The organism is Streptomyces sp. A18 (genome assembly GCF_059026065.1).
The window spans coordinates 62,807-76,513 of sequence record NZ_JBWLKL010000020.1; the positions used below are offsets into that span (position 1 = coordinate 62,807).

The 13,707-nt window shown below is 70.9% G+C and carries 13 protein-coding genes; all 13 read left to right on the plus strand.

Going from position 1 to position 13,707, the window contains the following annotated elements; all coding sequences use genetic code 11:
• Positions 1 to 203 precede the first annotated feature (203 nt).
• The 13 genes from AC5P1C_RS26995 (at position 204) to AC5P1C_RS27055 (ending at position 13,584) form a co-directional block, all read left to right on the plus strand.
• A complete protein-coding gene (locus AC5P1C_RS26995) occupies positions 204 to 1,235 on the plus strand; it encodes a 2,5-dihydroxypyridine 5,6-dioxygenase NicX family protein (RefSeq protein WP_493868522.1) in 1,032 nt (343 codons plus the stop codon).
• Positions 1,236 to 1,287: 52 nt separating this feature from the next.
• Positions 1,288 to 2,559, plus strand: a complete 1,272-nt coding sequence (locus AC5P1C_RS27000) for an FAD-dependent monooxygenase (RefSeq protein WP_493868523.1) — start codon at positions 1,288 to 1,290, stop codon at positions 2,557 to 2,559.
• 64 nt (positions 2,560 to 2,623) lie between these two features.
• Positions 2,624 to 4,027, plus strand: coding sequence for an MFS transporter (locus tag AC5P1C_RS27005; RefSeq protein ID WP_493868524.1), 1,404 nt, complete (start codon positions 2,624 to 2,626; stop codon positions 4,025 to 4,027).
• A gap of 37 nt (positions 4,028 to 4,064) precedes the next feature.
• Positions 4,065 to 4,913 carry an FAD binding domain-containing protein gene (locus AC5P1C_RS27010; RefSeq protein ID WP_493868525.1) on the plus strand — a complete coding sequence of 283 codons (849 nt, stop codon included), beginning with the start codon at positions 4,065 to 4,067 and terminating at the stop codon, positions 4,911 to 4,913.
• 38 nt (positions 4,914 to 4,951) lie between these two features.
• Complete coding sequence (locus AC5P1C_RS27015) at positions 4,952 to 7,300, plus strand: xanthine dehydrogenase family protein molybdopterin-binding subunit (protein ID WP_493868526.1); 2,349 nt, start codon at positions 4,952 to 4,954, stop codon at positions 7,298 to 7,300.
• A complete protein-coding gene (locus AC5P1C_RS27020; RefSeq protein ID WP_493868527.1) occupies positions 7,297 to 7,815 on the plus strand; it encodes a (2Fe-2S)-binding protein in 519 nt (172 codons plus the stop codon). Before AC5P1C_RS27015 ends, AC5P1C_RS27020 begins: the two co-directional genes overlap by 4 nt.
• Positions 7,815 to 8,516 carry an SRPBCC family protein gene (locus AC5P1C_RS27025; protein ID WP_493868528.1) on the plus strand — a complete coding sequence of 234 codons (702 nt, stop codon included), beginning with the start codon at positions 7,815 to 7,817 and terminating at the stop codon, positions 8,514 to 8,516. Before AC5P1C_RS27020 ends, AC5P1C_RS27025 begins: the two co-directional genes overlap by 1 nt.
• Positions 8,513 to 9,172, plus strand: a complete 660-nt coding sequence (locus AC5P1C_RS27030) for an isochorismatase family protein (protein ID WP_493868529.1) — start codon at positions 8,513 to 8,515, stop codon at positions 9,170 to 9,172. Before AC5P1C_RS27025 ends, AC5P1C_RS27030 begins: the two co-directional genes overlap by 4 nt.
• Positions 9,169 to 10,017 carry an alpha/beta fold hydrolase gene (locus tag AC5P1C_RS27035; RefSeq protein WP_493868530.1) on the plus strand — a complete coding sequence of 283 codons (849 nt, stop codon included), beginning with the start codon at positions 9,169 to 9,171 and terminating at the stop codon, positions 10,015 to 10,017. Before AC5P1C_RS27030 ends, AC5P1C_RS27035 begins: the two co-directional genes overlap by 4 nt.
• A 39-nt stretch (positions 10,018 to 10,056) precedes the next feature.
• Entirely contained in the window at positions 10,057 to 10,548 is a 492-nt protein-coding gene (locus AC5P1C_RS27040) for a MarR family winged helix-turn-helix transcriptional regulator (protein WP_493868531.1), read from the plus strand.
• A gap of 95 nt (positions 10,549 to 10,643) precedes the next feature.
• The gene (locus AC5P1C_RS27045; RefSeq protein WP_493868595.1) at positions 10,644 to 11,381 is read left to right on the plus strand and encodes a maleate cis-trans isomerase family protein; all 738 of its coding nucleotides are present in this window, start codon (positions 10,644 to 10,646) and stop codon (positions 11,379 to 11,381) included.
• An 81-nt stretch (positions 11,382 to 11,462) separates the two neighbouring features.
• Positions 11,463 to 12,275, plus strand: a complete 813-nt coding sequence (locus tag AC5P1C_RS27050; RefSeq protein ID WP_493868532.1) for an SAM-dependent methyltransferase — start codon at positions 11,463 to 11,465, stop codon at positions 12,273 to 12,275.
• Positions 12,276 to 12,483: 208 nt separating this feature from the next.
• Positions 12,484 to 13,584, plus strand: coding sequence for a mechanosensitive ion channel family protein (locus tag AC5P1C_RS27055; protein ID WP_493868533.1), 1,101 nt, complete (start codon positions 12,484 to 12,486; stop codon positions 13,582 to 13,584).
• Positions 13,585 to 13,707 lie beyond the last annotated feature (123 nt).

Here is a 13,707-nt window from a genome sequence, read left to right on the forward strand (position 1 = left end):
GTACGTGTTCGGATTATCTCTGTCGGGCGGACACCCACCGCCCCGAATCCGCAGTTCAACCCCTGTGCGGCGGGTCCATGAGACCTGTCTGTGCGCCATGAAAGCACTCCCCAAATCCCCCTCGCACGATGTGTCCGGAGTCGTGCTGCCCGCATGCCCGCATGGCCCGCATGCCCACGGCAGCCCGAAAGAAGGGATCCCCCGTGTTCGATCTTTCGTCCGTCGATCTGCTCGACGCGTTCACCCGCGAACTGCGACTGTGCAAGCTCCGTGAGGGCGAGCACGTCGTCGTCCTCTCCGAGCCCGGCAGCCGCGGCGACTACGTGGCGGCGGCGTTCGGCGCCGCGAAGGCGTGCGGCGCCCATGTCATCGCCGCGACCGTCCCCGGCGGCAGCCCCGCGCCGATGCCGAGCACCCACACCGGCGCCGGCCCCGGCCTCGTGTCCGTCCTTGCCGACTCCACTGCGCAGGACCTGCTCAAGTCCGCCGATCTGGTCGTCGACATCACCCGCGAAGGCTTCATCCACGCGCCGGTCCAGCAGGAGATCCTGCGCGCCGGCACCCGCATCATCTTCGTCTGCGACGCCCCCGACGTCCTGATCCGCAACCTTCCCAAGGAATCCGACAAGGACGAGGTACTCGAAGGCGTCCAGCTGCTCAAGCAGTCGTCCGTCATGAAGGTCACCTCCGACGCGGGCACGGATCTGACCGTGCAACTCGCCGGTTCCAAGCCCGAGTTCCAGTGCGGCTTCGCCGACGACCCGGGCCGCTGGGACCACTGGCCGAGCACCATGGTCCTCGCCTGGCCGGAGATCTCCGACGGGCAGATCGTGCTCGCCGAGGGCGACATCCTGCTGCCGTTCAAGGAGTACGTGCGCCAGCCGGTGACCCTGCAGATCTCGGGCGGCCAGATCGAGAAGGTGTCGGGCGGCGCCGAGGCCGAGCTCCTCAACACGTTCTTCGAGGACGCCGACGACCAGTGGGCGCGCAGCCTCTCCCACATGGGCTGGGGTCTGATGCGTACGGCCGACTGGTTCGCCACCGCGATGTACGGCAAGGACGACCTGATGGGCATGGACGCCCGCGCCTTCGCGGGGAACTTCCTGTGGTCCACCGGACCGCACCCCGTCCTCGGGCGCGAGTCGTACGCGCATCTCGACATCGCCATGCGCGGCTGCACCGTCAGGGTCGACGACACCGAGGTCGTCACCGGCGGCCGTCTCACCGAGCGCTGACCCGCCTTCACGCGCGTCAACTGCCCGTACGTACCAGGAAGATGGAGGAAGCGTGGCGTCCAGCCAGTCGTACGAAGTCACCGTCGTCGGAGGCGGACTCGGTGGCCTGACCGCCGCCCTCGCGCTGCGGCAGCGCGGTCTGCGGGTCACCGTGCTCGAACAGGCGGCGCAGCTCGGCGAGGTGGGCGCGGGCATCCAGACGGCGCCGAACGCGAGCCGCATCCTGCTCGGCCTCGGGCTGCGCAGGCAACTGGAGGCCATCCACACCGAGCCGCTCGACCAGGTGCGGCGGCGCTGGAAGGACGGCAGCGTCGTCGGCCTGACCTCCCTGGGGCGGCGCTGCAAGGAGCAGTTCAACGCGCCGTACTGGCACTACCACCGGGCCGACCTGCACCGCGTCCTCATGGACGCCTGCGTCGACCCGGCGGGTCCTGGCCCGGTCGTCGCGCTGCACACCGCGAGCAAGGTCGCCGAGCTCGACCGCACGGACCCCGCGCGCCCGGTGGCGATCACGGACGACGGGCGGCGGTACGCCTCGGACGTCGTCATCGGTGCGGACGGCATCCGCTCCCAGGTGCGCGACCTGATGGGCGCGCCCGACACCCTGTTGTTCTCCGGCGAGATGGCCTACCGGGCGCTCATACCGGGCGAGTTGATCGCGGCGGACCCTGCGACGCGCTGGCTGGTGGACCGTTACCAGTCCACGATCTGGTACGGCCCCGACCGCCATCTGGTCCACTACATGATCCGTGGCGGCGAGTTCCTCAACATCGTGGCCTGCGTGCCCTGCACGGACGAGGTCGCCGAGAAGTGGTCCGTCGCCGCCACCGCGCAGGACCTCGTCGACGCCTTCCCCGGCTGGGACGACCGCGTCCCGGCGATGCTCTCCAAGGCGAAGGAGGACGTCTCCTGCTTCGCGCTCTACCACCGGCGCCGCGACCCGGTGTGGCAGGACGGCCGCGTCGCCCTGCTCGGCGACGCCTGCCACGCGATGCTCCCCTACCAGGCGCAGGGCGCATCGCAGGCCATGGAGGACGCCGCCGTGCTCGCCGAGGAACTGGGCGCGGTCACGACGGACGGCATCGAGGGCGCGCTGCGCCGCTATGTCGACCGGCGCGCCAAGCACGCCGGGATGGTCCAGGACGCCTCGCTGCAGAACAAGACCTTCTACCACTTCCCCGACGGCCCCGAGCAGCAGGCCAGGGACGAGAAGCTGCGCCGCGACTTCGACGGCGAGTCGGACCTCTCGTACGACTGGCTGTGGGGCGGCACGCCGCTCAACGACCCCGATCTCGGCGCGTTCTCCTATCAGTTCACGCGCTGAACCCCGCTGACCCGGCACCCGCAACCGCCGCAGAACGTCCCCGACACGACCCCGTGGAGCGAACGTGAAAACAGGCGATCAGATCGTTCAGGAACTTCCCTGGAGATGGTCGGTCCAGGGCAAGATCTTCATCATCGGTGGCCTCGGCTACCTCTTCGACGCGTACGACATCGCCTTGAACGGCTTCCTCATGCCGCTCCTCGGCGAACACTTCGACCTCTCGCTCAGCGAGCGCGGGCTCGTCGCCACCGCGAACCTGGTGGGGATGGCCGTCGGCGCCGTCGCCTGGGGCTCGGTCGCCGACCGGATCGGGCGCAAGAAGGCCTTCAGCGTCACGCTGCTGATCTTCGCCCTGTTCTCGGTCGTCGGGGCGCTCGCACCGACGTATCCGATCTTCCTCGCCCTGCGGTTCCTCGCGGGTGTGGGACTCGGCGGCTGCATCCCCGTGGACTACGCCCTGGTGGGCGAGTTCTCGCCGCGCAAGTACCGGGGCAGGATCCTGACCGCGCTCGACGCGTGGTGGCCGGTGGGCGTGACCCTGTGCGGGCTCGTCTCGACGGCGATGCTGACCCTCGACGGCAACTGGCGGTGGATGCTGGCCACGATGGTCCTGCCCGCGCTCCTGCTCTTCTGGGCCCGGCGCGGCATCCCCGAGTCGCCGATCTACCTGTCGAAGAAGGGCCGCGAGGCCGAGGCGCGGAAGGTCATCGACGACCTGGTCAGGCGGACGGGCGCCCCCGTGGAGCCCTACGTCATCCCCGACCCGCCGGTGGACGACGGGCCGCGCGGCGTGGCCGCCGCCGTCGACCAGCTGCGCCGCATCTGGACCTTCAACCCTCGCATCACCTCCGTGGCCTGGCTGCTCTTCTCCACGATCATGCTCGTCTACTACGCGGCGCTGAGCTGGATGCCCTCGATCCTCAGGGAGGAGGGCCAGGGCGACACGGCCGCGTTCATGAGCACCACCCTGATGAGCGGCGTCGGCATCGTCGGCGTCCTGGTCTCCACCGCGCTCGTCGACCTGGTCGGCCGCAAGTGGCTGATCGGGGTCTCGGCCCCGGTCGCCTCGCTCGCCCTGGTGGTGTTCGCCCTGGTGCGGGACCTGCCGACCGGCTCGGTCGTGGCCATCGGCATCTTCGGCTTCCTGGCCCAGCTCGCCATCCCCGCCCTGTACGCGTACGTCTCCGAGCTCTACCCCACTCCCCTGCGGGCCAGCGGCTTCGGCTGGGCCTCGTCGGTCAGCCGGGTGCTCACCGGGTTCGCGCCGCTGCTCTTCGGTTCGGTGATGTGGCCGCTGCTCGGGCTTCCGCTGACGTTCGCCGTGCTCGGCGGGACGGTGCTCGTGGCCGTCGGCTGGATGGCGGTGGCGGCGCCGGAGACGAAGGGGCGCGAGCTGGACGGGGACGAGGAGCCCCCGGCAGCCGCGTCGGCCTCACCCCTGCCGGTCACCGAGCAAGCGGCGCTCTGACCGCGGCCGAACGCACCGAACGTACGACAGGAGGACCATGAAGCCCGCCCCCTTCGCCTATCACCGGGCCCGCGACCTCGACGGCGCCACGCGGCTGCTCGCCGAGCTCGGTGACGACGCCAAGGTCGTCGCCGGCGGCCAGAGCCTGGTCGCGATGATGAACTTCCGTCTGGCACGGCCCCGGCACCTGGTCGACATAGGCGGCCTGCGGGAGCTCGACCGGCTGCACACCGATGCGGCGGGCGGGCTGCGCATAGGGGCACTCACCACCCATCACACGGTGGAGAGAGACCCGGCGGGGCGGCTCGGGGCGGACTTCGCCGTGCTGCGCGAGGCCATGCGGTGGATCGGGCACCTGCCGATCCGCACCCGCGGCACGGTCGGCGGCAGCATCGCGCACGCCGACGCCACCGCCGAGTGGTGTCTGCTCGCCCTGGCGCTCGACGCGGAGTTCGTGGCCCGCGGGCCACGCGGCGAGCGCAGGATCGCTGCCGGGGACTTCTTCCTCGGCTACTACACCACCGCGCTCGACTTCGACGAGATCCTCGTCGAGATCGTCTTCCCGCGCCCGGCACCGCACGCCGCGCTCGCCGAATTCGCCGAACGGCAGGGGGACTTCGCGCTCGTCTCCACCGTCGTGGACCTCGACGTGACGGGCGGCACGGTGCGGGGCGGACGCGTCGCGCTCGGCGGGGTCGCCGCCGCCGTGGTGCGGGTGCCGGAGGCGGAGGCCGTCCTCGCGGGCGGCGGCTCCTTCGCCGAATGCGCGTCGGCGGCGGCGGACGCCGTCGAACCAGCGGCCGACGCCTCCGGCAGCACGCACTACCGCAAGCAGCTCGTCCGCACGCTGGTCCTGCGTGCCTGTGAGGAGGCGATGGCCCGATGAACGAGCCAGTGAACGAGCCAGTGAAGGAGGGCAGGTCCATGAAAGACGGCCAATTGGTCGGCCGGTCCGTCTCCCGGCGCGAGGACCCCCGGCTGCTCACCGGCCGCGGCCGGTTCGTCGACGACATCGCGCTGCCGGGCATGCTGCACGCCCAGTTCGTGCGCAGCACGGTCGCACACGGCGAGATCACGTCGATCGACCTGACGGCGGTACGTGACGTGCCGGGCGTCGTCGCGGCATTCGCGGCCGATGACCTGGAGCTGACCGACATAACCGCCCAACTCGGCCGTCCGCTTTCGGAGTTCGTGCCGACGGCGATGCCCGTCCTGGCACGCGACCGGGTCCGTTACGTCGGTGAGCCCATCGCCGTCGTCGTGGCGCGGAACGCGTACGCCGCGGAGGACGGTCTGGAGGCGGCCAAGGTCAGCTACGCGGCTCTCCAGCCGGTCACCTCCGAGAAGGACGCCCTGGCGCCCGGCGCTCCCCTCGTCCACGACGAGGCCGCCCGCAACACCCTCGTGGACGTATCCCTCTTCGCCACGGACGGCATCGACGAGGTCTTCGACACCGCGGCCTGCGTCGTCCACGTCGAGTCACGCACCGGCCGGCAGAACGCCCTCCCCCTGGAGACACGCGGGGTCGTCGCCCACTGGGACGACCGCGAGGAGCAGCTCGTCGTACAGACCTGCACCCAGGTCCCGCACCAGGTAAGGACGGTGGCGTCCCGCTGTCTGCGCCTGGACGAACGGGCGGTGCGGGTCGTGGTGCCCGACATGGGCGGCGGCTTCGGTCAGAAGTGCGTCGTCGGGCGCGAGGAGATCGCCGCCGCAGCGGCAGCGCTGCGGCTGCGCAGGCCGGTGAAGTGGATCGAGGACCGCAAGGACGCCCTGTCCGCCTCCTTCCTCGCCCGCGAGCAGCACTACGACGTGCGGGCGGCCTTCGACGAGGAGGGCAGGATCCTCGGGCTCGACGCCGATGTGGTGTGCGACATGGGTGCCTACTCCTGCTATCCGTTCACGGCGGGCATCGAGCCGCTGATGGCGTCGGCGGAGATGCCGGGCGTCTACAAAGTGCCCGCCTACCGGGTGCGCGGCCGTGCGGTCACCACCAACAAGGCCCCGACCGCGCCCTATCGGGGCGTCAGCCGTCCGCAGTACGTGATGGTGGTGGAGCGGCTCTTCGAGCGTGCCGCACGTGAACTGGGCCTGGACGCCGTCGAGATCCGGCGCCGCAACGTCATCACCGAGTTCCCCTACACGGGCGTCAACAACATCACGTACGACCCGGGCTCCTACCTGGAGTCCCTGGACCTGTGCGAGCGACTCGTCAAGGACGAGGGCTGGTACGAGAAGCGTTCGGCGGCGGCGGCGCGGGGGCGGCACATCGGCATCGGCTACTCCTGCTTCAGCGAGCGCACCGGCTACGGCTCGGCGGCCTTCGCGCAGCGCAAGATGCGGGTCGTCCCCGGCTTCGATCTGTCCGAGGTCCGGATGGACACCAGCGGCGCGGTGACCGTCACCACCGGCACGATGAGTCACGGGCAGAGCCACGAGACAACGATGGCGCAGATCGTCGCCGATGAACTGGGCCTGGGCATTGACAAGGTGAAGCTCCATCAGGGCGACACCGAGCGCATCACGTACGGCTGGGGCACCTTCGCGAGCCGCTCCATCACGGTGGGCGGCAGCGCGGTGCGGCTCGCGGCGGCGAAGCTCGGCGAGAAGCTGTGCCGGATCGCGGCGGCGCGCTGGGACGCCGCGCGGGAGGACGTGGAGCTCGCGGGCGGGGGCGCACACCACCGCGACGGCCGTGTCCTCACCTACGAAGAGCTGGCCGATGTCGCCTATCTCCAGGCGCATTTGCTGCCCAAGGACATCGAGCCGGGCCTCAGCGCCACCGCCTCCTTCGACGTCTTCAACGACGGCACGTTCTCGAACGCCACACACGCCGTGGTCGTCGAACTCCACGAAGGCACCGGGCAGGTGGAGATCCTGCGGTACGTCTGCGTCGAGGACTGCGGGGTGGCGATCAACCCCCAGGTCGTGGAGGGGCAGTGCCGGGGCGGCATCGCGCAGGGCATCGCGGGCGCGCTCTTCGAGCAGGTGACGTACGACGCCCAGGGCGAACCGTCGGCGACCAGCTTCATGGACTACAAGGTGCCCACCGCCCACGAGATCCCCGACGTCCTGATCCACCACCTTCAGACGCCGTGCGCGTTCACCGAGACCGGCGCGAAGGGCGCGGGCGAGGGAGGCACCATCGGGGCGCCTGCCGCGGTCCTGAACGCCGTCAACGACGCCCTGCGACCCACGGGCGTCGAGCTCGACCACACCCCCATCACCCCGGAGACGGTGCACCGCGCCCTGAACCTGGAGCTCTCCTCATGACCGACACCCACACCGGCGACGGCACCGCCACCGATGTTCTGCTGCTCACGCTCGACGTCAACGGCGAGAGGCACGAGGTGATCACCGAGCCGCGCCGCACCCTGGTCGACGTGCTCCGCCACGATCTGCGCCTGACCGGCACCCACGTCGGCTGCGAACACGGCATCTGCGGCGCGTGCACGGTCCTGGTCGACGACAGGCCCGTGCGCGCGTGCCTGATGTTCGCGGCGCAGGCCGAGGGCGCCCGGATCCGCACCGTCGAATCTCTGTCGGACGGGTCCGAACTGAGCGATCTGCAAAGGGCGTTCAGCGAGCACCACGGCCTGCAGTGCGGCTTCTGCACCCCGGGCTTCCTGATGCTCGCCGAGGGGTTCCTCGACGAGCGGCCCGAGGCGACCAAGGACGAGATCCGCGAGGTCGTCGCCTCCAACCTCTGCCGGTGCACCGGCTACCAGACCATCGTCGAGGCGATCGACGGGTGCGCCGTCGCCCGTCGCTGCCCCAAGGAGTTCTGATGCAGCTCACCCATTCGGTTCCGGTCAAGGCCTCGCCGGACGAGGTCTTCGCCCTGATGAACGATGTCGAGCGGGTCGCCTCGTGTATGCCGGGCGCCGCGCTGGAGGGACGCGACGGGGACGCCTGGCAGGGCTCCGTGAAGATCAGGGTCGGCCCGATCAGCGCCGCGTACGCCGGTACGGTCCGCTTCCTCGAGGTCGATCCGCAGGGGCGGCGGCTGCGGGTCCAGGCGCGCGGTGCCGACACCCGCGGAAGCGGTGACGCGGAGGCCGAGGTCGCGCTCGACGTGCTCGCGGCTCCGGAGGGCGCGCTGCTCCAGCTCTCCACGGATCTGTTGATACGGGGCAAGATCGCGCAGTTCGGGAAGGGGGCCATCGCGACGGTGTCCGACCGGATCCTGCAGCAGTTCGCGCAGAATCTGGGGAGCCTGCTCGACCAGGAGCGGACACCCGCTGCCTCTTCGCCTGCCGGCCTGCCCTCCGCGACTCCCCGAGCGACTCCCCGAGCGGCCGCCCGCCCGGCGGCCCCGGCGGAGGCCGAACTCGACGGCCTCGCCATGCTGCTCGGTCCGGCCGCCGCCAAGTACGGCGTCGTCGCCGGTGCCCTCGCGTTCGGGCTCCTCGAGGGCTGGCTGCTCGGCCGACTCGGCGCCCAGGCACGGGAGTTGCGGGCCCTGCGCGCGCCGAGGAGGTCATCGTGAACTACGGGCAGGAGACGGAACGCACCTACGAACGAGCCGGGTTCGGCGCTCCCGTGCGCCGGGGCAACCGCCCCGCGATCCTGGTCGTCGACCTCACGCGGGGGTTCACCGAGGAGGGCTTCTCCTCGGGCGCGGATCTCACCGACGTGGTAGGAGCGGTCGGTGAGTTGATCGAGAGCGGACGACCCGCCGATGTGCCGGTCATCTTCACGGCGATCGCCTACACGCCCGCCGAGGCCACGGGTGACGCCATCACCTGGCTGCACAAGGCGCAGGGCATGCGCTCCCTGGTCGAGGGCAGCGAGGAGGTCGCACTCGACCCCCGACTGCCGCGTGAGCCCCAGGACTTGATGGTGGTGAAGAAGGGCGCTTCGGCCTTCTTCGGGACCTCGCTCGCCGCGCTGCTCACCGGTCTCGGCTGCGACACGGTCCTGGTGTGCGGGGCGACGACGAGCGGCTGTGTGCGGGCGACGGCGGTCGACGCCGTGCAGAGCGGGTTCTCGGTGCTCGTGCCGCGCGCCTGCGTCGGCGACCGCGCCGCGGGACCGCACGAGGCGAGCCTCTTCGACATCCAGGCCAAGTACGGCGACGTCATCGACCTCAAAGAAGCAGTCGACTACCTCGGCACCCTCACGCACGCCAGGAGGAACGCATGACCCCGCCCGACCGCTGTCTGCCGCAGTCCGCCCTCGCGGACCTGGCCGACGTCCCCGCCACCAGCCGCTGGGTCCGCTCCGGCGCCACACGGCTGCACCTCCTCGACTACGGCGGCTCCAGCGTCCCGCTCCTCGTCCTGCCCGGGATCACGAGCCCGGCCGTCACGATGGACTTCGTGGCGCGCGAACTGACCGACGTGGTACGCCCGTTGGTTCTCGACGTCCGGGGGCGCGGCCTCTCCGACGGCGGCGGCTCGTACTCCCTGGAGGAGTACGCGGAGGACGTCGAAGCCGTCGTCACGGGGCTCGGACTCGACCGGCCCGTCCTGTTCGGGCACTCCATGGGCGCGCGCATCGCCGCGGTGACCGCGGTCCGCGGCAAGGTGGCGCTGCGCGGCACGGTGCTCGGTGACCCGCCGATGAGCGGACCCGGACGCGGGCCCTACCCCACGCCCCTGGACGCCTTCCTCGGCCAGCTGGCCGAGGCCGGGCGCGGTACCGACGCGGACGAGGTGGCCCTGTCCTGGCCGCGCTGGCCGCGCCGGGAGCAGGAGTTGCGGGCCCGCTGGCTCGCGAGCTGCGACGCCGAGGCGATCGCGGCCACGCACCGCGGCTTCGAGACGGAGGACTTCTTCGACTGGTGGCCCTCCGTGCCGGGACCCACCGCACTTCTGTACGGCGCGGACAGTCCCGTCGTCACCGCGGCTGGCGTCGCCGAGGCCGCGCGGCTGCACCCCTCGGCCGTCATGGGCGGCGTCCCTGACGCGGGCCACATGCTGTTCTGGGACAGCGCCCCCGCCGCACTCGCCGCCCTGCGAGAGGCGGTGCGCCCGATGCTGACCTGACCGCCCGAACCGATCAACCACCGTGCTTAAGTGGGCCCCATGGCTGACGAAACCTCCACCACGACGGCTGCGGCGTCAGGAAAGACCGGCCCGCCCGCCGCCCTCACGGCCGCGCCCGGATACCAGGTCAGGCGCCTGTACCAGGCCTACCTCGCGGTCTGGATCCGCGCGGTGGACCCCACCCTCACCGGGCCGCAGTTCGCCGTGCTGCAGGCTGTGGACGCATCGCCTGGCCGCGACCAGCGGTCGATGGCGTCGGCGGTGGCCCTGGACACGTCGACGATGGCGGACGTGGCACGGCGCCTGGAGAACCGGGGTCTACTCCTGCGCAAGACGGCGGCCGACGACGGCCGACGCAAGCTCCTCTATCTGACCGAGGAGGGTGAGCGCACCCTCCTCGACTCCAACCGTCGCGCCCGCGAGCTCGACGAGCGGCTCCTCGAGCCGTTCGGTGCCGGGCGGCGCGATGAGGTCATGCATCTCCTCACGTCCCTCGCCGATCACTGGGAGGGGCTCACCGAGGACTCATAGCCGTACGGGCAGCCGTACGAGAACATCCGGAGGATCCCGTGGCAGTGACCGCGACGACAGCGACCGCGAAGACGGCTACCGACCACCACATCGGCATGATCGTGCCCAGCTCGAACCTGACGATGGAGACGGAGCTGCCGCGCATGCTGCGCGACCGCGAGTCGGTGGCCCCGCAGGATCGGTTCGTCTTCCACAGCAGCCGGATGCGCATGAAGCACGTGACGCCCGAGCAGCTGAAGGCCATGAACGCGCAGACCGAGCGCACCGCCCTCGAACTGGCCGACGCCAGGCCCGACGTGGTCGCCACGGCCTGCCTCGTCGCGATCATGGCGCAGGGCCCAGGCCATCACTGCACGGCCGAGGACGAGATCACCGCAGCCCTGCGCTCCGAGGGCGCGCAGGCACCGGTGATCTCCAGCGCGGGCGCCCTGCTCGACGGCATCAAGGCGCTCGGCGCGGCGCGCGTCGCGATCATCACCCCGTACATGAAGCCGCTCACACGACTGGTCGCCGACTACATCGAGGACACCGGGATCGAGGTCGTGGACGCGCTCAGTCTGGAGGTCCCGGACAATCTGGCGGTCGCCCGGCTCGACCCCGCCGACCTGCGCGACCACTGGCGCCGCGTCGACCTGTCCCGCGCGGACGCGCTCGTCCTCTCGGCGTGTGTGCAGATGCCTTCTCTGGCGTCGATCCAGGCGGTGGAGGACGCCGCGGGCCTGCCCGTCCTGTCCGCGGCCACCGCGACGGCGTACCGCGTCCTGACCGAACTGGGGCTGCCGGCGCACGTACCGGGCGCGGGCAGCCTGCTGCGGGACCCGAGTAGCGCTTGAGCCCGACGGGATGGGCGGGCACGATGACCGGACGTACCCAACGTCCGCCTGAACGCCCGCCACCCGCCTGGGAGTTGACGCATGACCGCGATCCCGCCACCCGCCACCCACCCGATCGACACCAGCAGGCCCCACCCCGCCCGGGTCTACGACTGGTTCCTCGGCGGCAAGGACAACTACCCGGTGGACGAGGAGCTCGGGCTCCAGATCGTGTCGCTCGAACCGCAGACCAAGTACTGCGCGCAGCACAACCGTTGGTTCATGCAGCGTGCGACGCGCCGCCTCGCGGGAGAGGGCGGGATACGCCAGTTCCTGGACATCGGCACGGGGATCCCCACCGAGCCGAACCTCCACCGCATCGCCCAGTCGGCGGCCCCCGAGGCGCGCGTCGTCTACGTGGACAACGATCCCATCGTCCTCGCGCACGCGGAGGCGCTGCTGCGGGGGACGCCCGAGGGGGCGACCGAGTACCTCCAGGTGGACGCCCGCGAGCCGGACAAGATCCTCGAACAGGCCGAGGGTGTACTGGACTTCAGCCGACCCATCGCCCTCTCCGTGATCGCGCTGCTGCACTTCATCAGCGACGAGGACGGCGCGTACGACGTCGTGGAGCGGCTCGTGGACGCCCTCGCTCCGGGCAGTCATCTGGTCCTTTCTCAGATGGCGGGCGACTTCGACCCGGAGCGCACCGACAAAGCGGTCGAGATGTACAAGGCGGGCGGCGTCACGCTCGTGCCGCGTGCGCGGGCCGATGTGGAGCGGTTCTTCGAGGGCCTGGAGCTGCTCGACCCCGGCATCACCTGGCTGCCGGACTGGCGTCCGGAGCTCGGCGTCGACGAAGTGAGGAACGGCACGCCGGTGCCGCTGTACGCGGGGGTCGCGCGCAAGCCGTAGCAGGTGGCGGGCGTTTGGGCGCGGTGGCGGAACTGACCCGGGGTCAGGCGGTTCGGCGCGGGATGTCGGATTTCGCCCTGCGCCGGTCGAGTTGACGGCAGGCTGGGGCCGGGCCCCCGGCAACGGCGCCGCACCCATGGGGCAGGATGACGCTCGCGCCGGACGGCGAACATACGTCCGACGCCCGCACAACCTGGAGAATGAGCTGATGGAGCGAGCCCTCACATGGCACGACCTGATCACCGCCGGTATCGCGGTGGCCGCCGGCATCGCGGCGGGTCTGCTGCTGCGGATGATTCTGCGGTGGCTGGGTGAAAGGGCCAGCAGGACCCGGTGGAGCGGCGACGACATCATCGTCGACGCCGTACGCACCCTGGTCCCCTGCGCGGCGATAACCGCCGGCGCGGCCGTGGCCGCCGCCGCCCTTCCGCTCACCCCCAGGACCGGCCGCAACGTCACGATGACGCTGACCGCCCTGCTCGTCCTCGCCGCGACCCTGACGGCGGCCCGCGTGGTCACCCGCCTGGTGAAGTCCCTCGCGCAGTCCCGGTCGGGCGTCGCGGGCTCGGCGACGATCTTCGTCAACATCACCCGCGTCGTCGTGCTCGCGATGGGCTTCCTCGTCGTCCTGCAGACGCTCGGCGTCTCCATCGCCCCGCTGCTCACGGCGCTCGGCGTGGGCGGCCTCGCGGTCGCCCTGGCCCTGCAGGACACCCTGGCCAACCTCTTCGCGGGCGTACACATCCTCGCCGCGAAGACGGTGCAGCCGGGCGACTACATCCAGCTCAGCAGCGGCGAAGAGGGCTACGTCGTCGACATCAACTGGCGCAACACGGTGGTGCGTCAACTGTCGAACAACCTCGTCATCATCCCCAACGCCCAGCTCGCGGGCACCAACATGACCAACTTCAGCCGCCCCGAGCAGGATCTGTCGATCATGGTCCAGGTCGGCGTCAGCTACGACAGCGACCTGGAGCAGGTCGAGCGCGTCACGACCGAGGTCGTGGAGAGCGTCATGAAGGACATCGACGGCGCTCTCCCCGAGCACGAACCGGCCGTGCGCTTCCACACGTTCGGCGACTCCAGGATCAGCTTCACGGTGATCCTGGGCGTCGGCGAGTTCAGTGACCAGTACCGCATCAAGCACGAGTTCATCAAGCAGCTCCACCAGCGCTACCGCGCCGAGGGCATCCGGGTGCCCTCGCCGGTCAGGACGGTGCACGTGAAGCAAGGGGAGCTGCCGCCGGTCCTGATCCCGGGCCAGCGCGACGCGGCGGCGGCGCCGACGAAGTCGGTGTCGCAGCCGTAGACGGTGTCGGGGTAGGCGGCGCCCCGGCGGTTCACGAAGGCGTAGTCGCCGTAGAAATCCCGGCCGTGGTCCAGCCTCCCGCCGGTCTCGGGCACGAAGCACAACTCCTCGCCCGCCGGGCGC

Bases quoted from the DNA above. Each gene is read 5' to 3' on its own strand.
- AC5P1C_RS27010 (WP_493868525.1), top strand. From the start codon at position 4,065: ATGAAGCCCGCCCCCTTCGCCTATCACCGGGCCCGCGACCTCGACGGC.
- AC5P1C_RS27015 (WP_493868526.1), top strand. From the start codon at position 4,952: ATGAAAGACGGCCAATTGGTCGGCCGGTCCGTCTCCCGGCGCGAGGAC.
- AC5P1C_RS27020 (WP_493868527.1), top strand. From the start codon at position 7,297: ATGACCGACACCCACACCGGCGACGGCACCGCCACCGATGTTCTGCTG.
- AC5P1C_RS27025 (WP_493868528.1), top strand. From the start codon at position 7,815: ATGCAGCTCACCCATTCGGTTCCGGTCAAGGCCTCGCCGGACGAGGTC.
- AC5P1C_RS27035 (WP_493868530.1), top strand. From the start codon at position 9,169: ATGACCCCGCCCGACCGCTGTCTGCCGCAGTCCGCCCTCGCGGACCTG.
- AC5P1C_RS27040 (WP_493868531.1), top strand. From the start codon at position 10,057: ATGGCTGACGAAACCTCCACCACGACGGCTGCGGCGTCAGGAAAGACC.
- AC5P1C_RS27045 (WP_493868595.1), top strand. From the start codon at position 10,644: ATGATCGTGCCCAGCTCGAACCTGACGATGGAGACGGAGCTGCCGCGC.
- AC5P1C_RS27050 (WP_493868532.1), top strand. From the start codon at position 11,463: ATGACCGCGATCCCGCCACCCGCCACCCACCCGATCGACACCAGCAGG.
- AC5P1C_RS27055 (WP_493868533.1), top strand. From the start codon at position 12,484: ATGGAGCGAGCCCTCACATGGCACGACCTGATCACCGCCGGTATCGCG.